Here is a 21,359-nt window from a genome sequence, read left to right on the forward strand (position 1 = left end):
TGTTATTATTTTTTAATCATTAGATTTTAATTGATTTCCTCACCTGCGATGTAACGCAATTCTTCAAGGTTGTTGTTCAGGTCTTTTTTGGAGTTGAGCAAAATGGTTTTGTTGTCCAGATACGCATCAACAAAATCAAGGTATTCGAGCATACTGGTATTTTTTTGCATAAAATTTTTGCGATAAGCGTCCAAAAGTTTATCCAGATCACCTTCATAAGTTGCATCGACAGTATCATAAAGTTTTTTGGTCACGATTAAATCCTGATACGCCTGTAAAACTTCTGACTGTACAGTTAGTGTTTTCTCTTCTGTAGCTAGTTTTCCTTGTTCAACAGCTAGTTTTGCTGCTTTTATATTTCCTTTATTTCGGTTAAAAAAGGGCAGGTCGAGTGAGAAACCTAGACCAACAAAATCGTTCATTAAACTGGCTCCACGATCATAGCTAATACCAAGTGTAACATCAGGAGTTCGCACGGCTCTTTCGTATTTGTATTTAATGTCGTTATAATCATTTCCGAGTTTAAGGACTTTCATGTCCGGACGGTTTTCTACTGCTGATGCCATTAGATTGCCCAGGTTGATGTCTTCGATATTTTTATTTTCGGGAACAAAACCTTCATCGGTAAGTTTGATATAACTTGTTGGAGGAAGATTCATTAAAACTTTAAGCTCTTTTTGTAATGAATTGTTTTCTTTTTTTAAATCGCTGATTTCTTTTAAAAACTGTAGCTCAGATGCTTTTAACCTAATGTATTCGCCTTTGCCAACATTTCCTTGCGAAACCTGATTGCTATAGGCTTTTAGTAAGGTTTGCATAGACGAAAGTTGTTTTTTATACATTGCTTCCTGAGCTTGTGTGTATTGTAATTCGGTCAGATTGCCTCTAAACTCGATTTTAAGATTGCGCAAAAAGGTCTTGAAATATTCTTTGGCAATATCAACACCCACTTTTTCCATAGCAATCATCTTTTTTCGCTTTCCGGCAGTTTGCACTAATTGCTCCAGTTCTGCATTGACTTGCTGTGTTTTACCAAAATTGCCCCATAATGCAGGTAATTGCTGTGCAGTAGCATTGTCCCAAAGATTGATTTCGCTTACTGTAAGTGTAGGATTCGGCCATAATTTTGCCTGAATCACCTGTGCATCGGCAATATCAATGTTTAGTTTTTCAGAAATGATAGAGATATTTTTTTCCAGGAACAAAGCCTCGGCCTGTTTTCTGGAAAACACAATTGTATCGTTTAGAGCAGCAGTCTGCGCAACACTTTTGCAGGATACAATGATAAATAGGGTTAAAAGTATACGTTTCAAATTGAGTTGATTTTAATATGCCACAAAGCTATCTGTAGCACATTAAACCCTAATTTGAGACCTGTTAGAAAGGAGTTAGAGTTGGATTAGAAAACGATTAGAGTGGCGGGAATAATAAAGTTACCGTTGTTCCTTCGTCCTTTTTTGAGGTAATTGTAAAATGAATATTATTTTGCTTAAAGATGATATTTGCCAGTGAAAGTCCTACGCCGCTGCCTTTTATGTCTTTTACATTTTTGCCTCTGTAAAAGGTTTGTTTGATAAAAGTAAGATCATCTTCGCTAATGCCTGTACCGTGATCTTCAATTACAATTTTAAGTTGGTTTTCCTGTTGTAACAAACTTATTTTGATCGAATTTCCGTTGGAGTATTTTACGGCATTTTCTATGATATTGTATAAGGCAATTTTAATCTCGTTACTGTTTCCTTTTATTGAAAGCAGTTTGTCATTTACAATTTCTATGGCAATTTTGATTTGCGCATCTTTTAGTTGGTATACTTCGGGCAACTGATCGTTGATGTCCCAAACGAGTTCGTCGACCCTGAAAATTTCAGTGAGTTCAGTATTATCCCTTAAACCCGAAAGCATCATAAGTGTATTCATGGTATCTTCGATCTGATACACGTTCTCTAGTACTTTTTCAGACATTTCTTTGTATTCAGCACTTGTTCTGTCTTTTTGGGCAAATACTTCCAAATTGCCGGAAATAGCAGTTAAAGGCGTTTTAAATTCATGCGAAACATAATTGATAAAGTTTTTTTGGATGATAAAAGTATCAGATAAACGTTTGAATAAATTATTATACGTTTCAATCAGCTCCTGAATTTCATCTTTTGTATTGGGAGAAACAATATGACGATCCAGCGAAGTAGCTTCGATTTCGTTAACCTGATTGATAATGTTTTTGATTGGACTATATGCCAGATTTGAAAGTAAACGGCTTACGATATAAATAGCAATTAATCCGCTTATTAAAACCAGCAGCATAATAATAAGCAGTCTGTTGGTAACGGTTTTAAATTCCTGATCATTTTTTTTAACCAGGACTACAAAATTTCCCTGATTGTCATGGTAGTAATTCCCGAAATAAAAATGATGCTTGGATTTAAAACTCAATTTCCCATTCTTTCGAATATAATCCAGTTTTTCTTTGGTGATGTTATCGTCCGGTTTTTTGTCGCCGTATACAATTTGATTTTTGTTATCGTAAACGCGGGTGATCATTTCAAGTGAATTTTCCCTAAACTGTTTGCCAATAATTAAATGTTGATTCTCCGGTAATTCATCTTTTTCCAGATAAAAAATTCCCGTTAACAAACACGTTTTCTGGACTTCGTTAAAAATGATCTTTTCAGAATAGCTATAAAAAGAAAAATACGTAATAATCGAAGCAATGACAAATACAACGCTAAACGTAAGAGAAGATATTATGGTAAACCTGTTGCGTATTTTCATGACTATTCTTTCAGCATATATCCGGTTCCTTTTATGGTGTGGATAAATTTATGGTTCTGCTCAATTTTGTTTCTCAGATACGAAATATACACATCGACAACATTGGTGTTATTGTCATAATTAATGCCCCAAACCGCATTTAAGATTTGCGTTCTGGACATTACCTTGTTTCTGTTTTCCAGTAAAAAAAGCAATAGTTTGTATTCTCTTGGCGATAAATCGATCAATTCATCATTCTCTGTAACCTTATGTTCTTCCGGGTTTATAGTCAGACTTCCGCAGACATATAAACTTTCGACTTTATCATAATTAAATTTGGTTCTGCGTGTCAGGGCATTTACCCTTGAGATTAATTCTTTAAAATGAAACGGTTTAACCAAATAGTCATCAGCGCCGGAATCTAAAGCATTTACTTTATCATCGGTATCGCTGAGGGCGCTGAGCATTAAAATAGGCGTATGAATTTTTTTGAAACGCATCATTTTTGTTAGCTGAATACCATCAATTCCCGGAAGCATAATATCCATCAGGATAATATCCCAGGTATCATGCTGAATAAGATCTCTGGCAATTTCGCCCGTTTCGGCCAAATGCACTGTAAAGTTGTTTTCTTCTAACCCTTTTACAATAAACTCGCTAATACGTTTATCATCTTCAATGAGCAGCACATTCATACTTAAAAGTCTAATATTGTTATAATTGGTTGTTGTATTAATCAGGAAGTGCGAACGACCTAAAGTCGAAATGCCTGATGAATCGTTTTTAAGAGAAAATCAAAAATAGCAATTAATTATCGCAATCGCTGTTAAAATTGAATTTTGTAAGAATAGAAGAAATAGGAACTTACCTTAATTATGACAGGTATTGTTTCCATCGAGGCTATTAGAGTCTAATAATGATTTTAAGAACAGAAGTTCTATACTCCCTAAAGATCATTTCTGTTCTTCTGCATTGCTACTCATAAGAAAAAAAGAGCTTATTCTGATACTAAAATGACTTTTTGAAGACAATGAGAAATAATTTTTCGGGTATTTTTATTAAAACGAGTATTTCAGCAGTCTTAAAATTACGGCACCTGTCAAACTAGCAATAATTAGGAGAAAAGTGAAAATTAGGGTGGTTAATCCAGTAATATTTTATGCTTATTGAACCGAAAGCAGACAAACAATTTGAACCATTTCACTTTTGATTTTATGAAAAAAATACAACTCATTGCTATAGCACTGTTATTAGCCCTTAGCACTGCCTGCCAAAACAAAACAGAAGAGATGAAGAAATATTCTATAATGGATGATGAAAAAGACCCTGAATTTGAATGGGAAGAAATGTGCAATGCACCGCTGGGTTATCCTATAGAAGTTTATAAAGGAGGGATAGGCGGAGTAGGCTTAGCCAACGGGCTCTCAGCAGGAAATAATGGCGGCTGGGGCGCTTTTGGTAGTGGTTCCAGCCATGGCAAAAAAATATTGCCGCGTTCTCTTGATTGTATCTGGGTATCGTATGCCGAAGACTGTATGTACTCTATAGACTGTCCTATAGATTATGACAAACTTCTGGCATTGTTTCAGGAAGGATATCAGGATAGTAATTTTTTCTTTAATGGAAATGGCGAATACAAAAAAACAACCTATAATGCCATCATAGTAGGTTTTGCCCCTGGAGGGGTTGTGGTAGTGTGGGCTGCAGGAGCAGGCAGGCAAATGGAGGTTGGACGCTACAAAGGCACTCCGTACAAAGTACCCAAAGACGAGATTGCAGGACTAGATGCAAGCGGTGAGACTATTTTTGACCCCAAATTTAGAAAAATGATCATGACCTCGCCCAATATTATCCCTTTGGAAATGCAAAATAACCCGCAACCCATACCGTATGGGTTATGGGATAGCTACAGAACGCGATACAACTGGAAACCTGTGGTAGAAATACAAAATCAAGTAGAACTACTATATATTGCTTTTGATATGTATAACGGAGAAAAAGAAAAATTATTCGATCAGGGCTTAATTGTTAATAATTTTAAAAAGAGAGCAATACCCATAGGTATTAGTATTGGATGGAGAGATGCGAAAGGACAAGGTTATGGAGGTGATGTCAATTTTGACGAAAAGGAAATTACTGAAGCCTTTAAAGCAATGTACAAAGAGAGTCCTGATCAGGAGGCAGAATTGGTACTTATAGTAAACTATACCAACAATCATATTACATCCCTGCTAAGAAGCGGTGATAACGAAATAAGACTACCTAAAACAGAAGTTAATGTTATAAAATCCAGAAAATTATCAATCGATAAAAATTAATTATGGGATATTCATTTGTTTATAATGCAGACACATCTGACGATGATAGAAAAGATGATGAACTTCGTTTTGAGTTTGGCATTTTTATAGACGGCACACTAAATAATAAAAAAAATACGGAGACCCGAAAAATAGTGCGCGGAGAAACAAACGAACATGTCATTATAGATCCGGAGTCAAGACATCACAAAGCTAATTTGCACAAGGAGGCTTTAGACTATGAGAAAATTAAAGCCGGCAGAATACTGAAAAATGAAAAGCTCGAAAAACCGGAGGACTATACCAAATATATAAAAGGAGTATATAGAAATTTACTCGACAAGCAGGGTACAGACAACAGTTACAGCAACGATTATACCAATGTAGCGCGTTTATGGATGTGTTGTACCGAAGACTATAGAGTGTATGTAGAAGGTATGGGCACTATAGACATGGAACAGGATGATGGCGATGGGTTTATGTTTGGCGCAGGTGTAACCGGCATACGCGGACGGGTGCGTGAAGCCTGTACAAGAGTGGTTGAAAGAATTAAAGCAGAAACAGACAAACCAAAAAATGGTAAAAAAATAGTTAGTCAAATTACGCTCGATGTCTTTGGTTTTAGCCGTGGTGCGGCATCGGCACGCAATTTTATGTACGAGGTGACCAAACCGGCTTATTCTCCCAATGTGATAGCGGTTCAGGATGGTTATGAGCCTACATATGGGTATTATGAAGGAACAAGAGCACAAAAAAAATACAAAAAAGTACTGGCAGATACTGATGGTGTCTCAATAAACACCACCCTTCTGGTCGACGGTTTTATGCCGGAGTTTGGGCATTTAGGTTATTGCCTGCTGGAAAAAAAACTAATAACCCCAAAAGAATTAGAGCGGCTGGAAGTCGTGATACGGTTTGTAGGGGTATACGATACCGTTTCGTCTTATGATGAATTGGGGTCTGCTCTGGGAGGTTATAATTTTGACAACGATGTTGCAGAGCTGCATTTAAACAGTACAAGATTTCAAAAAATGGTACATTTTACGGCAAAAGACGAGCATCGAACCAATTTTGCCCTTACAAGGATAAACCCCTCAGCTAAAGCCATCGAAAAAAACTTTCCGGGAGTGCATTGTGATATTGGCGGAGCTTATGAGCACGGGCCGGAGGTTGTAGATGAAATAGGAACAAGTTTAAAGGATAACCATTTTAAAAGAGCTGCATACAAGATCTTATTCGACCCTTTGGCAATATATACCAAATCTGGTTTAGAAGAACTAACAGAGGAATTAATTGATCAGCACTGGTATAATCGGGGAGAATTAGTAATAAACAAACAATATTTACCCTCTGTATATGATCCGGTTGGATTAACAATTTTAGACGCATTGTATTATGAAAAACTAACCGGTACAAAAAAATTGGTACGAAAAGATTACAGTTGGATTTTTGCCCATTTTATGGAGGAGTTTTACAAAACCATTGTTATGAAGCCAAATTTTAATTTAAAAACGGTTGAGAAATACCCCATTCCGGAAAACTCTTTTTTAGGAAGCGTAAAAAAGCATTTGCATGATTATGTTTTTGGAGAGGGAAAAGAATGGGAATTTAAGACGGATGCACAACTGGAGTATGAAAGTAAAGAAAGAGAAAAATTAGACAAAAAACTCAAAGCACTGGAAAATAATAAACAGGCCGACCCTGCTGTAAAAACAGTTCAGGATAACTTAAACCCAACATACTATAAGTCCAAAACAGATAAGATACTTCCAGGAGATAATACAAAACCAGAAAAAACAGAACCCTCCCAACTCAAAGAGGTTGTAATTTATGGTTATAGTGTTCAAAAAGCCTTACGAATATTAAGACATGATTATTGCCATTGGTCCTCGACCAGAGACTGGTTTGGTATGGAACCCAACGGAGGTTTTTTTTCTGCACCGGAAGAAGATAGAAAAAGAAAATTTCATTAAAAAAAATAAAGTTAAACAATGAAAACTTCACACCCGGATTTTGCAATACAATTAAACGATTATTTACCCACACTTAATAAAATAGAACATTACTGTTTTGTTACCAGAACAACAAAATTTGAAAAAGCAAACAAAGATTGTGAAAATGAAGTAAAACGAAACGTTGCTATAATCTATTTGGGTATAAAAGAAGGCTTTAGGGTATATCAAATCATAACCACCAAAATTAATTTAATGGCTAACGGTACATTTTTAGACACCGTTTTTTTAAAAAAAATAGCATTTCTGTTTGATTATATCGAAGCAGGTGTAAACGATAAAGGATTTATAAAAAAAATCTTTAATATAAATGATTTAAAATTGCGTATGCAGCAGATAAAAAACGATTTAGAAACAGACAATCTGGGCAAAGCATTTATACAGGTTTTTGATAAAATGGCTGAATTGCTTCAGGATGAAAAAAAAGCCATCAGGCTCTTAGAATCTTACAGAATGTTTGGGCTGTATTTTAACGGGTTAAACCAGAGATTTCAAAAAACAGCATATAACCCATAATAAGAACAAAAAAGTTAAACGATTTTGGTCATATTGACATTCAGAAAGAAATAACAATTGAGGAAAACGACCACGACTACACTTTTACTTTAAACAAAAAAAGTAAAGCAGAAATAGAAGAATACAAGGGTTGCTATAAAACAAAATTCAACCACTTGTTATGGGGAACGGTTGTTGTAAAAAACGAAAAAACAAAAATAGAATATAGTGTATCATGGGAAGGATAAATGACTGGCTTACTAATTTTTTAATGGGAGATGATGAAGGCAAATTTGTTGATATTACATCATTAAACAATCACGAGGTAACTGAGGAAAGTTTCAAAGCAGGAAAATCTCTACTTGAAGAAGCCCAAAAAATAAACCAAAAAGAACAGGATGCCAAAGATGGTTTAAAACTTGTTATTGACAGAGCTAAGCTCAAATGCGATTTGTGTACCGTTCCGGCAGGAGATCTAAAAGTCAATTACGATACACCAGGTACACAAGACAAGCGAACGGCTACAGTAGCAGAGAAAGACAGTATAAGTTTAATTTTTAAGGGCAACTGCAAAAAAAGCCCTTACCAGTCAAGTCCCTGTGCTTCGGTAATGAAACTGAGCGAATGGAAAAATCCCGGAACCGTGCATTTTCAGGACAAATTAGCGCTGCTTCTAAAAAGCTCCATAAAATGCGAATACGGAGGCATTGATATAAAAATTACAGATTGCAGACAACGCAATGTAATAGACGAGATTGACATTACAGGAATGCCTGTGCATGATATAACAGAAGAAACAGATGTTGATTTTATTGTTTATCCAAGAATCTGGATGGATAATCCCTGGATGTTAAATTATAATTTAGATTGGAATAGAGATAAAGATGAAATTTTTCAATTACGCTCAAATGAACATTCCAAAATATTTGATAACTGTATACGGGGAAAAGATATTTTTACAGATTTTTATAACAAAAACAAAGTTAAGATTAACAATCAGGAATATTTTCCTCCTTATCTAAGGATGTTTAAAGATCATAATATTGTAACAGGAAACAATGTAGTTTTAAGTCTTTATTTAACATTTGATAAAGTTAAAAATATTAAGGATGAAAAAATAGTTTTAGATTATGACGCTGCCGTTTTTGATGCTGGATTTACAGATGATGGTATAACAATTCATAATAAAGATTTTATAATTGATAAAAAATATTTTAAAGATCAATATTATACTTTATCAGATAATGATCCGGAAAGAAAAACAAAATATGAAGTTATAGTTAAAAGCGATGAAAAAAAAATTATCATAAATAAGTTTATGATAAAGTGTAAACAAACTATAACAGATAATAAACAAATTAAATTTTTGAATAAAAAAAATGAAGTTGTTGGTGTTTTAACAGTAAGGCCAAACGACTCGTTCATTTTTTCAAAAAGGAAAATTAAATATATTAAAATAAAAAGAAAATCTTATGCCAATCAGGATCTCGAAACTATAAAACGAAATTTAACGAGTACATATATTCAGGATAACAACGGCAAAGAAATAAAATTTGATAATGAAAATACATTTTTACAAAAATTTACAGAAAAACTTATTAATACTTATTTCAGCAGAATTGGTGTAAACTTCCCTGTCAATTTTTCTTTGGATGAAATTGAAATTGATGAAAACTCGTTAATCGAAAAAAAGATAATTTCTAATTCATTGGTTTTAGATGGAGCTAAGTATTTGGAAATGGTTGAGAAACAATATTTTAAAGAAAAAGGAATTACAGAAGAAGATCTGAAAGAAAATATTTTTGTTTTTATAAGCCCAATTGATGAACCCATGAAAGCAGACACTAATGCAAAAACTGGTGCATTTGTAGTATATGAAGATGTTTTCATTTTTTCTGCAATGGTTTATATTTTTGATATAGATACTATTCTTCATGAAATAGGACATGAAATGGGATTAAAACATCCTTTTGCAATAGGGCTAAAAGATATAGTATCTAAACAGTCCTATCTAGAACAAATAAAGCATAATAAAGAGACTAAAGATGGAGAATCTAAAGTAGTAGAGAAATGGCGAGAAGATCTCAAAACTCGTAAATCTACAGGTTATCCATTCAAATTTGGTGAAGAAACTATTTCTAATAAAGTTGAGTGGAAAAAAAGAATAGATGAAGAAGAATTGATATATAAAACACAAATTGCTGATTTGGATCGTATAATAACTTCTACAGAAAATTTAATCCATTTTTTTACAAGAATAGAGGAATATCATAAAATATATTTTAATCAATATACAACTGATACCATAATGGATTATACAATTTTACATTATGGCTTTTTTGACTATCAATTTGATATAATAAAAAAACTCAATGATGAATTTAAACATATTTAAAATATTTTTTTTCTGCATTATATATACTTTTTCAGGATGTAAAACAAAAACATATATAGATGAAAAAATATCTGTAAATAATGGAGGTACACAAGTTATTGAATGGGAGTTAAGAAAAAACATAAAAGAAAAAAGAACAGGAATTTATATATACCCTAATTTAGGTACAAAATTTTCATTGAAGAAAGGAAAATTTAATGGAACCTTCCAGATAATTGATAAAACAGATAAAATCGATACAGTATTTTATTGTAACTATATTGATAATTTACCGATCGGTCAATACATTAAAAAATTTCATTATAGATATATTTATAGACATTACAGGACTCTTCCATTAAAACCTAAGATTGATTATGGAGATGGTTCAGGATTTTTTAATAATAAGCATCAAAAAGAAGGTTTCTGGATAGAATATTTTGGAAACTGTACACAAAAAGGTAATTATAGGGAAGGTAAAAAAGAAGGAACATGGAAAGAAAATTGTTTTGAAGATACAGAAGGGTATTATATAGAAAAACAAAATATTTATAAAAATGATAGTATAGTAAGCACAAGAATTGTGAAATAATAGTGCATTACAGATAAGTTATCAATTTTAAAATAAGAAATGAACTGCTTAGTTTTTTTTAATACATCAAAAAATAACTTTATGTAGTTTTTATATCTTTCAAGTATATTTTAGTTTTCGAGAAACCCACACTAACTTAAATGTTTTAAAAACTTACTAATCTAGACTGTTTATATTTCCATTTTTTTGATTTCTCATTATACTCAAATGTATTTTCGGATAATTGATAGGCATTGGCATGAACGTAGGTTATTAACCTTTTATTTTTTATGATGAATTTTGATGGGAAAAATTCCATTTCTGTGGTTAAAAAATTATCTAATGTAAAACTTTTATTTTTGCCCTGAATGTAATAGTTATATGTGGGACCTCCGTTTCCTCCTGAATCATTTTTAATAGCAAAATCTTCCAGATTATCAAAATTGAAGTCTGCTATTATTAAATCTCCAAAATCATTATCAATAGTTTCAGCGTCTTTATTAATGCCGGTTATATAAGATCTCACTGCCTTGCAATTAATAAAAGTTTTTTCGAAAAGAAAGTTGACTCCAAACTTAATTTCCTGTTTCTTATTTGATATTTTGTTATAGACAATAACTTTTACAGAATTGCTATCAATTGTTTCATTGGAAATTTTTATTTTTTTTACTTCATAATTAAATTCTTTTGATAAATTTTTATGCAGGCAAGTCTGAGCCAAAGCTATTTTTGGAAAAATTATGCAAACTAATAAAGCAATGGTGATTTTTATTTTCATTTTATGTTATTTTGATAGCACTGATTATAAATTCATGTTACAATTGTTTGTGTTTATCTAAAGTAAAAAAAAACTCTAATTTCGAAATTTATAATGATATTCTTTTTCTAAAATTTTTTGTTCGGTTTCTGTTAATCTCATAAAAGCAACGGATTGACCATAGCCATATTTATTTTCTCCCAGACATTCAACTATTCTTATGTTTTTAGTCTTGATCTTATCCATACAAATTTCGAATACTTTGCTGTCTAACCAATCATCAGAATATTTAGGTTCAAAGCCTACAATTTCGTTGTTGAATTTAAAATTTACTTTAATGGGACCAGAATGACTTAGCCACTTTTCCTCAATATTTTCAGGATCGAATGTCCCTTTTGATAGTAAAGAAAACATATTAATTACATCTTTATAGACATGGTTCTCTGAAGAAACATCAGCCTCTAAATCCATATAAATCATTTTATGGCTATCAAGGCATGCTAATTCAAATTCATCTATGTTCATGCCTGGATTGTATAATTTTTCAAACATTTCTGAGTATTCTTTTATTCTTCTGGCATGAAGTTTATCTAATACTTCTATATCTGTAAGGTTTTGGAATTCCTCAAAGAAACCACATTTTCTCAAAATAGATATATCCTGAATGACTTTTTCTTTTGAGATTTTCTTTTCAGTACTATTATGTGTCTCTTTTCTTTGGTTATTGCATGAAATAAAAAGAAGTACAAACAGAATTGCGAATTTTTTCATAGGATAAAAATATCATTTAAACTATAGATTTTATTTTGTCATTTTTGTTTTTATAAATGAGATGTTTGCTCGATTGTTATGCGAAGTCTCCTGACTTCGTACCCGTACCTAAAAGCAAATAAAGTAATGTAAAAAAGTTTTGATAACGGAAGTATTCTACAGCAATATATGCGAAGTCTGGAAACTTCGCACAGGGCATAAACTGTTAAGTATATTTTGGTTTTCGATAGACTCTAGAACCGGGGTAATGGTTTTGTTTTAATATTTAGTTATAAATCTAAGGTCAGTCCCGGATGACCAATTTTGATGAGATCTTTTATAGTAGTAGTGTTTGATCCGTTAATTTTTAATGTAATGGGAACGTTATGTAGTTTTGCTAAACTTACAAACTCTTTTAAATTTGTAGAACTGTATTTTTCACTTATGATCAGTTTTGCACCAAGCTTTATTAAACTTTTTATAGTAGTAGAGGAATATGTCATTTCCATAAAATTTAAATTTAGAGGCTAAAGGTATCAATTTGCCATTCTAAACAGCTGCGTACTTTTACCTGTTTATTCTTATAAATATTATTTTAGCCCTGATAGAAGGGAAAATCCTTTTTTATTGTTTTTCACAATAAAAAAGATTGGAATGATAGCAGGAAGAGCTACTGAAAAACTTTAAATACGCTCTTATAAAAACATAAAAAAGGACAGTACCTGATCAGAATACTGCCCTTTAAGGCAATTTTTAATTTACATTTTAAATCCATTTCTGATTTTAAAATGCCGCATTAAAGCGTACAGTTTTTGGTAATCACTAAATAAAAAGCAAAACGTTGGTTACTCGTTTTTAAAAGGCTTTTTTAGTCTCTTTGATGTAAAATTTATTATTGCATTCTGGTTTTGGTTAGTGAGTTGTTTTATGGTTAATTAAAAGAAAAACTGGTATGAATCTTATTACGTACTTTAGATTGAAATTTTTCTAAAATCAAATCGTATTTGACCTGACTTTTGTTTGTATTGTTGCTTAAAAACTCTCCCTGGCTGGCAACTTTAATACCACGATACGGATTGGTAAATCTTTCGAAATAAGATGTTGCCATTTTCAAAACTTCTTCTTTGGTGGTAAACGAATATTTTACTCCGTCTTTTCGTGTATATTCTTCACCTAGTTTTGGATAATATTTTTTGTCGTTATAAACAAAGGACTTTGGAATAGTCGACCAGAAATTATTATCAGAATCCTTAAAAACATATAAGGAATTATAAGACACAGAAAACAAAGTACCATTTTGTGTGTCCAGAATAGAATTATATTTTCCGTCAGAACTATTACTTAGGACAGAAATACCGTAACTGTATTTTTTTGATAGTAGTTCAATAACCTTCTTTATGTTGTGCATAACAATTACTTTAAATACTAATACATTTGTGATTTTGTAAATTTAAGTTTTAAATATTTGATTATACGACCCTTAGAAGTTATAAAAACAATAAAAAAAGGTAATAATTTATGTTGTCTATTTTGATTTTATAGAATAAAAAAAGGACAGCAATATATCAGTTGCTGTCCTTAAGGTAAATTGTAATTTTGCATTCTAAAATCTATTCCGATCTTTAAATGCCCGCATTAATGCGTACAGTTTTTGGTAATCACTAAATAGCAAGGCTAAACGCAGGTTATTCGTTTATGATATCGCCTTCTTTAGTTTCTTCGCTGGCAATTTTTACCAGTTTATCTTTTGGATTTAAATCGCCAAAGATTTCAATCTTATCGTCGATTTCTCGTCCTTTTTTTACATTTACTCTTGTTGCTTTATGATTTAATACTTTGATCACATACAATCCTTCAGCAGAACTCACTAAAGCTGATTTTGGAATCACAAACGTACTGTCTTTCGCATTAAGCGGCAATAAAACCTCTGCTACCATTCCCGGTAATAAATCTCCTTTTGTGTTATGAACGTCCATTTCAACCCTTTCAGAACGTAATTTCAGGTCTAATGCGCCCGACATTCTGGTAATCGTTGCTTTAAAAGTTTCCGGTAACGATTTTACATTAAAGCTCATTTCGTCGCCATTGTGTAAATATCCGGTGTACAATTCGGGTACAGAAACCGCTAAACGTAATTTGCTTTGTTCCTGAATGGTTAATAAAGGCAAATCTGAACCTTTTCCTGCAGGACCAACAAATGTTCCTAAGTTTACATTTCTTGCTGCTACAACTCCGTCAAAAGGAGCACGAATTTCAAGATAACCTCTCATGATCGACACTTCTTTGTGGGCTGCAACGGCTGCCTGGTATTGTGCGTAATCAGAATTTTTCTTTCCGTTTGCCATTTCTAAATCATTTTTAGAAATAGTCCCCTCTACCTTGCTGGTTTCGTACAAACGGTTGTAGGTACTTTTGCTGGTAGCATAAATGGCTTCCATTGATTTTAGTCTTGATTCGGCAGCAGCCAGTTGAGAGCTGATTTCCGGAGCTTCAAGCACGATCAAAAGCTGTCCTTTTTTTACTTTAGTACCAATATCTACTTTCAGTAATTTTACAAAACTACTTACTTTGGCATACAAATCTACTTGTTGAAAACCGGTTAATTCGGCTGGCAAACGTAGTTGTGTGCTTAGTTTTTCTTTTTCTAAAGTAAAAGTTTCTGTTTTAGGTTCTATTTCTGCAACAGGAGCTTCTTCTTTTTTAGAATTACAGCCCGTTAGAAAAAATACGGCTACAAAAAGTAATGCGGTCGATTGTATAATTTTATTTTTCATTTTTCGATTTTAATGATGAGATATAATGGATGCTTTCTTCGTCTTCAGGATCTAAAGAAACAGATTGTGTTGTTGTTTTTTCTTGTGCCCACGCAAAGATAAGCGGTAAGATAAGCAATACGGTAAAAGTTGAAAATAATAATCCTCCAATTACGGCTCTTCCTAATGGAGAAACCTGATCACCACCTTCGCCATGACCAATTGCCATTGGTAACATCCCTGCAATCATCGCTACCGAAGTCATGATAATTGGACGAAGACGCAACGCTGCAGCTTCACGAGCCGATTCTAATGCATTACCATTTCGTTTTCGAAGCTGTTCTGCATTCGTAACCAGTAAAACGGCATTGGCGATCGAAACCCCAACCGACATAATGATTCCCATATACGATTGTAAGTTTAGCGTAGAACCTGTAATCGTAAGCATTAATAATGCACCTAAAACTACCGCAGGAACTGTGGTTAGAATAACCAGCGAAACTTTGAACGATTGGAAATTAGCGGCTAACATTAAGAAGATTACAAATATGGCAACCAATAATCCGACTTGTAAACTACTTAATGTTTCTACCAACACTTTACTCATACCAATAGGCGTAATGAACAAACCACGAGGTAATTCACCCAATGAGTGTATGGTTGCATCCACATCTTTTACTGCCGTACCTAAATCGGTCTGGCTAATGTTGGCTGTAACGGTAATGTATGGCATAGCCCCTAAATTGTCATTCTCACCACTTACAAATCCGGGTGTAATTTTAGCAACATCACTTAAAACCGGACGAAGCGAATTTTTTAATACCGGAATTTCTCCAATATCAGTTTTACTTTTCATCTGATTTAGCGGAACCTGAACCTGAACTGCGTATGATAATCCGGCTCTTTCATCAACCCAAGTATTTTTTTCGGTGTATCTTGATGATGAGGTCGAAGCCACAAGCGAACGTGAAATGTCGTTCATATCAACACCTAATTCAGCAGCACGTGTTCTGTCTATATCAATATTCATTGCTGGATAATGAATTGGCTGACCAATTTGCACATCTCTGAAATATGAAATTGCTTTTAACTTATCTACAATTTGATTGGCGTATAATTCATTTTTCTTTTTGTCTTTTCCGGCAATACGAATTTCAATTGGAGTAGGAGATCCCTGGCTCAAAACTTTATCTGTCAATTCGATTGGCTCAAAAGATATTTTTACATCCGGAAGTACTTTTTTAAGTCGGGCTCTAAACTCGTCCTTAAAGTTATCCATGTCTGTATGGTATTCTTTTAAACTTACCTGAAAAACAGCTTCATGAGAACCTGCCATGAACAAATAAATTGGGTTAATCGAGAATAACGACGGGTGTTGTCCTACATAAACAGAAGAGATTCCGATATGTTCTTTGCCCACCATTTTTTGTAATTCTTTCAGCACAATAATTGCTTTTTCTTCGGTACGTTCCAAACGGGTTCCGTCAGGAGCACGCATTCTTAGCTGAAACTGACTTGAATTTGTTTTTGGAAAAACATCTTTTCCGATGAAATTAATAAAAACAACAGCTAAAAGTGTAATCACAATTAAATACGTTATACCAGCTGCCTTTTTAAACGGAAATAAACGATCCAGAGTTTTCATAAAACGGATTCTGAAGCGCTCAAAAGCACTAATTTTTCCGTCATTATTGGTGTCATCTTTTTCTACATATCCTTTTTTCTGAGTGATCAGATCTCGTTCAGATTCCGGTGTGATTCCGCTATCATTAAACTCCGCTTCATCATCTGTAATTTCAGGACCGTGTTCATGTTTGGCATGACCTTTCATTAACCAGTTTGCCATTACAGGCACAAAAGTCTGAGAAAGTAAAAATGAAATAACCATAGAGAAACCAATTGCTAAAGCCAAAGGCAGGAACAAAGCTCCCGGAATTCCAACCATTGTAAATGCCGGAGCAAATACAGCCAGAATACAAAGTAAGATCAATAATTTAGGTAAGGCGATTTCCTGACAGGCATCCCAAATGGCGAGCGCCTTGGGTTTTCCCATATCGAGATGCTGGTGAATATTTTCGATCGTTACAGTACTTTCATCCACCAAAATTCCAATGGCAAGAGCCAGTCCGCTTAAAGACATTAAGTTGATCGTTTGTCCGAATAATTTAAGGAATAAAACTCCTGAAATAATCGAAATTGGAATCGTCATGATTACAATCAAAGCCGCACGTCTGTCGCCAAGGAAAAGTAAAACCATCAATCCGGTTAAAACGGCTCCAATAATACCTTCTGTAATCAAACTTTTAACCGAGTTGATTACATAAACCGACTGGTCAAATTCGTATGATAATTTTACATCTTCCGGTAAAGTACTCTGAATTTTAGGTAATTCAGCTTTTAATTTCTGAACCACATCCCAGGTCGAAGCATCTCCGGCTTTTGCGATACTAATGTAAACCGAACGTTTACCGTTTACCAAAGCATAACCCGCAGTAATATCAGCACCATCTTTTACAGTCGCTACATCACCTAATTTTAAGTTTTGAACGCTTCCTTTAAACAACGGAATATTTTCAAAATCTTTAACTTCTTTAATCGTATTATTTGTTGGCGTAATATAGTTTTTGTCGCCCATTCTCACGTTTCCGGATGGAGCTGTCTGGTTGTTTACACGAATCGCTTCAACAATTTGATCCGGTGTCATATTGTGCGAACGCAATAAATCAGGATCTACGTTAACCTCAATAGTTCTTGGGCTTCCGCCGAAAGGTGCCGGAGACAATAATCCCGGGATAGAGGTAAACGAAGCACGAACGTAAACGTTGGCTAAATCCTGTAATTCATTATTTGATCTGATTTTACTGCTCAGAACCAATTGTCCGATTGGAAGAGAAGAAGCATCAAAACGAATGATAAACGGAGGCTGTGTTCCCGGAGGAAATGCCGCCTGAATCCTGTTCGAAAGCGAACTCAACTCGGCTGCAGCCTGCGCCATATTTGTGTTTTCATAATAGGTTAATTTCATAATCATTAACCCCTGAATATTCTTGGTTTCAACTGATTTTACACCATTTGCAAAGGGTAAAATGTTGACATAGTTTTTAGCAAAATAAGCTTCCATCTGGTCTGGAGTGTAACCACCAAAAGGATGCGCAATATAGATTACCGGTAAGTTCATTTTAGGTAAAATATCTACCTTAATGTCCTGTATGGCGCCAATTCCGAAGAAAAATAGACCCGCAACCAATACTAATATGGAGATGGGTTTGCGGAGTGCAAAACGTATTAAATTCATTAGGATCTATAATTAAAATTCATTTATAAATAAGTCAAAATTGCCTGTAGCAGCTACTTTAAGCAAAAACGACTGCCACACATTATTGTTGACAATATCACGGTCGATTTCGGCACGGTTTAACGTATACATTGTTTGTGTTAAATCGGTTAGGTCCGTTAATCCGTTTTTATATAAAGTCGATTTTTGTAAATAGGCTTTTTTTGCTGCATCGACCTGAATTGGTGCTTCGGCAAAGTTGTCCAGTGTGATTTTTATTTTATCATCTGCCAGTGCCAATTGCGATTTCAGTTCTCTGTCGGCCTGATTATATTCTTCCTGTAATCCTTGTGAAATATATTTTTGGGCACTTACCTGTTTACTCATTCTAAACGGAGTCGTCAGGTTCCAGCTAATTCCAATTCCAACCAGATAATTGGTACGATCCGGATTTACACCATCCCAATAATTTCTGTTAAACGAAGTCTGATCCGTAACATAATCGCTATTGAATCCTGAAGCACGCGTTTGCAAAACTCCAAAAGCACTCATGGTTGGGTAATAAAAACGTTTGTATAATTTAACCTGTTGGTTGCTGTAATCAATTTTAGTTTTGTAGAACTGAAGTAAAGGATGCAAACTGTCTGAAGTTGCGGTTCCTCTAAGAACTTCTTTCGGAATATCGTTTACAAACAATGTGTCTGTAACGAAATCCTGAGGGGCAACGCCCATCAAATCAACTAATTTGTTGTTTTGTTCTTTAACGAAGTTTTTAGCCAGGTTTAAAGCGATTTTTGCTTTAGAAACTTCGGCAGTTGCCAATGTAGAATCGACTCCGGCCAACAATCCGTTTTTAACTCGTGCAACAGCAGTTTTCTTAAAAACTTCGGCACGGCTTAAATTCTTTTGTTGCGAAATTAATAATCTTTGGCTGGCCAACAGATTCAGATAAGCAGCAGAAATTTTAATTTCCTGTTGAAATTGTTCCTGCTTTAAATCGTTTTCTTTTGCCTGAACATCGACTTTGGCTAAATTGATTTTTTCCTGCGTTTTTCCAAAAGTGAAAAAATCCCAGTTCATGTTGACCAGATACAAAGCACCAAAAGCTGAGTTCCAGTTTTGGTCCGGCAATGCAGGTCCTGAAGAAGCTGTTCCTAAACCATTAAAACCATACAAGGCACCGTTTTGTCCGTTGATGGTTCCGTAATCTTGTTGTGCCGATAAGTTTAGGTTTGGCAAATAATCGCGCTTGGATTGTTTTAAACTCTCGCGTGACGCATTGGTGTAATTGCTTTTTGCTTTGATAGAACCGTAGTTTTCTAAACCTGTTTTTATCGCTTCTTTTAAAGACAGATTTTGAGCATAACTACCACAGGCAAAAATCAAGAAAACCAATAAAGTAATTTTTCTGAAGTACATAAAATTAGTGGTGTGAATTTATAGAACAAAATTATTTGTCTTACGCTGATATATGTCATGATAAATGATGTACTGCGATAATAAATGACCAATTGAATTCGTCATTTTTTGAAAAAATAAATTAAATATTTGTTCGTACTTTGTACACTATTTAAGTTTTAAAAATGAATAAAAAATTTGATAACATATTGGATAACAAATGGTGGCAGGAAATTGCCGTTGTTGCCTTTTCATTTACGATCTATACGTTAAAAAATGACTGGATGTTATTTAGTTCTTTAGCTTCCATTTTAATGGGAGTCTTTTTCTATCTGATTTTATATGTACACGCCCAGTTCAATCGTTTTTTTCTGTTGCCTATCTTATTCAAAACACAACGACCTTTAACTTATATTTTTTTAACGCTTTTTGGAGTAATTGTCTTTTCGGTGATTTTGTATGAAATTACAATGATGGATATGTTCAGTAATTGCCGATTGTATCAAAACTCCCATCAGCGAAGTTATGTATATCAGCTGGCGAGTGTTTTAGGGACTTTGGTTTGTATTTTGAGCCCTATTATAGTGTTTAAATTCTATAGAATTCACAGAAAACAGACGAATGAAACTTTATTGTTTAACGAGATGCAACTGAACTCATTAAAAGGACAGTTGAATCCTCATTTCCTGTTCAATACCTTTAATACGCTTTACGGAATTAGTTTAGAATTTCCGGAAAGAACACCCGATTTGATTATGAAGGTGTCCCAATTGATGCGTTATCAGCTGGACAGCAACAGTAAAAAATGTGTTTCTCTTGAAGATGAACTGGAATTTATAAACAGTTATGTGCAGCTTGAAAAAGAAAGGGTAGGATACCGTTGTGAAATCACGTATGATTCTAAAATCGATAATCAGAACGCTTATAAAGTATCGCCGATGTTACTGATTGCTTTTATCGAAAATGCCTTTAAACATGGTACCTGTGCGATTGAGAAATGTTTTGTGAGAATTATTATTACAGTCGAAAACGGTTTATTGCATTTGCATGTTGTAAACTCGATTCCGACAAAAAAGACAGATGTTATTTCGACTAAAATTGGTTTGAAAAATACGATCGAACGTTTGAATTTAATTTACGGAAAAGACTATAAACTGAATATTCAGGACAATAAAAATACCTATATTGTAGATTTGAAATTGCAATTGAAAAAGTTTGTAGAATGAGAGAACCCAAAAAATGTATAATTGTAGATGATGAACCGGCAGCGCATTATGTGTTGGCGAACTACATCAAACAAAATCCGCAATTAGAGTTGGTTTTTCAGGGCTATAATGGTATTGAAGCAATGGATTACCTTCGTGAGAATCCTGTAGATTTGATGTTTTTGGATATTAACATGCCTGAGATTTCAGGTATGGAACTGCTAAAGATTATTCCAACGCATCCTAAAACGATTCTTACGACTGCTTATTCTGAATATGCACTGGAAAGTTACGATTATGGAGTAATAGATTACCTTTTAAAACCGATCTATTTTCCGAGGTTTTTAAAAGCAGTTGATCGTTTTTTTGCAACCGAAACGGTGAAAGTAAAAACAGAAGAAACTATTGTGAATTCTGTAAATGTAAAAGTTGACGGTTATTTTATGGATATCGAATTAGACCAGCTTTTATTTGCACAGAGTTTTGGTAATTATGTGAAATTGCACACTACAAAAAGAACCTATCTGGCCTCGATTACAACCAGTGAATTTGAGAAATGTTTACCTGAGAAGAATTTCATGCGCATTCATAAATCATACATTGTAGCGCTGGATAAAATAGAAACGACAGACAAAGATTTTGTCGTGATTAAAAATGAAAAATTACCAGTCGGGATTACTTATAAAAGAGAATTATCGGACCGACTAAAAAAATAAATGCCGGAG

General features: G+C 33.8%; 17 protein-coding genes. 7 read left to right on the plus strand and 10 right to left on the minus strand.

The features are described 5' to 3' along the window. Positions 1 to 26: 26 nt before the first annotated feature. From A4F88_RS09875 to A4F88_RS09885, 3 genes are all read right to left on the minus strand, one after another. Positions 27 to 1,313: a TolC family protein gene (locus tag A4F88_RS09875; RefSeq protein WP_068842445.1), complete on the minus strand. Its 1,287-nt coding sequence runs from the start codon at positions 1,311 to 1,313 to the stop codon at positions 27 to 29. A gap of 97 nt (positions 1,314 to 1,410) precedes the next feature. After that, complete coding sequence (locus tag A4F88_RS09880; RefSeq protein ID WP_068842446.1) at positions 1,411 to 2,769, minus strand: sensor histidine kinase; 1,359 nt, start codon at positions 2,767 to 2,769, stop codon at positions 1,411 to 1,413. Positions 2,770 to 2,771: 2 nt separating this feature from the next. Continuing rightward, complete coding sequence (locus tag A4F88_RS09885) at positions 2,772 to 3,443, minus strand: response regulator transcription factor (RefSeq protein WP_068842447.1); 672 nt, start codon at positions 3,441 to 3,443, stop codon at positions 2,772 to 2,774. A 519-nt stretch (positions 3,444 to 3,962) separates the two neighbouring features. Here A4F88_RS09885 and A4F88_RS09890 point away from each other — a divergent pair. The 5 genes from A4F88_RS09890 (at position 3,963) to A4F88_RS09910 (ending at position 10,518) form a co-directional block, all read left to right on the plus strand. Beyond that, positions 3,963 to 5,066 carry a DUF2931 family protein gene (locus A4F88_RS09890; RefSeq protein ID WP_068842448.1) on the plus strand — a complete coding sequence of 368 codons (1,104 nt, stop codon included), beginning with the start codon at positions 3,963 to 3,965 and terminating at the stop codon, positions 5,064 to 5,066. A 2-nt stretch (positions 5,067 to 5,068) separates the two neighbouring features. Continuing rightward, on the plus strand, positions 5,069 to 7,018 hold the full coding sequence (locus A4F88_RS09895; RefSeq protein ID WP_068842449.1) for a phospholipase effector Tle1 domain-containing protein: 1,950 nt from the start codon (positions 5,069 to 5,071) through the stop codon (positions 7,016 to 7,018). 18 nt (positions 7,019 to 7,036) lie between these two features. After that, positions 7,037 to 7,573 (plus strand): hypothetical protein, encoded by a 537-nt coding sequence (locus A4F88_RS09900; protein WP_068842450.1) that lies wholly within the window; start codon positions 7,037 to 7,039, stop codon positions 7,571 to 7,573. 214 nt (positions 7,574 to 7,787) lie between these two features. Beyond that, entirely contained in the window at positions 7,788 to 9,947 is a 2,160-nt protein-coding gene (locus A4F88_RS09905; protein WP_082815741.1) for a PAAR-like protein, read from the plus strand. Further along, positions 9,925 to 10,518 (plus strand): hypothetical protein, encoded by a 594-nt coding sequence (locus A4F88_RS09910; protein ID WP_143155035.1) that lies wholly within the window; start codon positions 9,925 to 9,927, stop codon positions 10,516 to 10,518. The genes A4F88_RS09905 and A4F88_RS09910 overlap by 23 nt, the downstream gene beginning before the upstream one ends. Positions 10,519 to 10,663: 145 nt before the next feature. On the opposite strand, the gene A4F88_RS09915 is transcribed toward A4F88_RS09910, so the two are convergent. The 7 genes from A4F88_RS09915 to A4F88_RS09945 all read right to left on the minus strand — a co-directional run bounded on the left by A4F88_RS09915 (position 10,664) and on the right by A4F88_RS09945 (position 19,450). Continuing rightward, positions 10,664 to 11,275, minus strand: coding sequence for an XAC2610-related protein (locus A4F88_RS09915; protein ID WP_068842453.1), 612 nt, complete (start codon positions 11,273 to 11,275; stop codon positions 10,664 to 10,666). A gap of 75 nt (positions 11,276 to 11,350) precedes the next feature. Then, complete coding sequence (locus A4F88_RS09920) at positions 11,351 to 12,025, minus strand: hypothetical protein (RefSeq protein ID WP_068842454.1); 675 nt, start codon at positions 12,023 to 12,025, stop codon at positions 11,351 to 11,353. A 269-nt stretch (positions 12,026 to 12,294) separates the two neighbouring features. Then, positions 12,295 to 12,513: a hypothetical protein gene (locus tag A4F88_RS09925; RefSeq protein ID WP_068842455.1), complete on the minus strand. Its 219-nt coding sequence runs from the start codon at positions 12,511 to 12,513 to the stop codon at positions 12,295 to 12,297. Between the two features lie 422 nt (positions 12,514 to 12,935). Further along, entirely contained in the window at positions 12,936 to 13,412 is a 477-nt protein-coding gene (locus tag A4F88_RS09930; protein ID WP_068842456.1) for a hypothetical protein, read from the minus strand. A 277-nt stretch (positions 13,413 to 13,689) separates the two neighbouring features. Further along, positions 13,690 to 14,778, minus strand: a complete 1,089-nt coding sequence (locus tag A4F88_RS09935; protein WP_068842457.1) for an efflux RND transporter periplasmic adaptor subunit — start codon at positions 14,776 to 14,778, stop codon at positions 13,690 to 13,692. Further along, entirely contained in the window at positions 14,768 to 18,052 is a 3,285-nt protein-coding gene (locus tag A4F88_RS09940) for an efflux RND transporter permease subunit (protein WP_068842458.1), read from the minus strand. The genes A4F88_RS09935 and A4F88_RS09940 overlap by 11 nt, the downstream gene beginning before the upstream one ends. A gap of 12 nt (positions 18,053 to 18,064) precedes the next feature. Next, entirely contained in the window at positions 18,065 to 19,450 is a 1,386-nt protein-coding gene (locus A4F88_RS09945; RefSeq protein ID WP_068842459.1) for a TolC family protein, read from the minus strand. A 164-nt stretch (positions 19,451 to 19,614) separates the two neighbouring features. Here A4F88_RS09945 and A4F88_RS09950 point away from each other — a divergent pair, with 164 nt between their 5' ends. Further along, positions 19,615 to 20,655, plus strand: a complete 1,041-nt coding sequence (locus tag A4F88_RS09950; protein WP_068842460.1) for a sensor histidine kinase — start codon at positions 19,615 to 19,617, stop codon at positions 20,653 to 20,655. Then, positions 20,652 to 21,350 carry a LytR/AlgR family response regulator transcription factor gene (locus A4F88_RS09955; protein ID WP_068842461.1) on the plus strand — a complete coding sequence of 233 codons (699 nt, stop codon included), beginning with the start codon at positions 20,652 to 20,654 and terminating at the stop codon, positions 21,348 to 21,350. The genes A4F88_RS09950 and A4F88_RS09955 overlap by 4 nt, the downstream gene beginning before the upstream one ends. Positions 21,351 to 21,359: the final 9 nt, after the last annotated feature.

It is taken from the genome of Flavobacterium chilense (assembly GCF_001602525.1).
GTDB lineage: Bacteria > Bacteroidota > Bacteroidia > Flavobacteriales > Flavobacteriaceae > Flavobacterium > Flavobacterium chilense.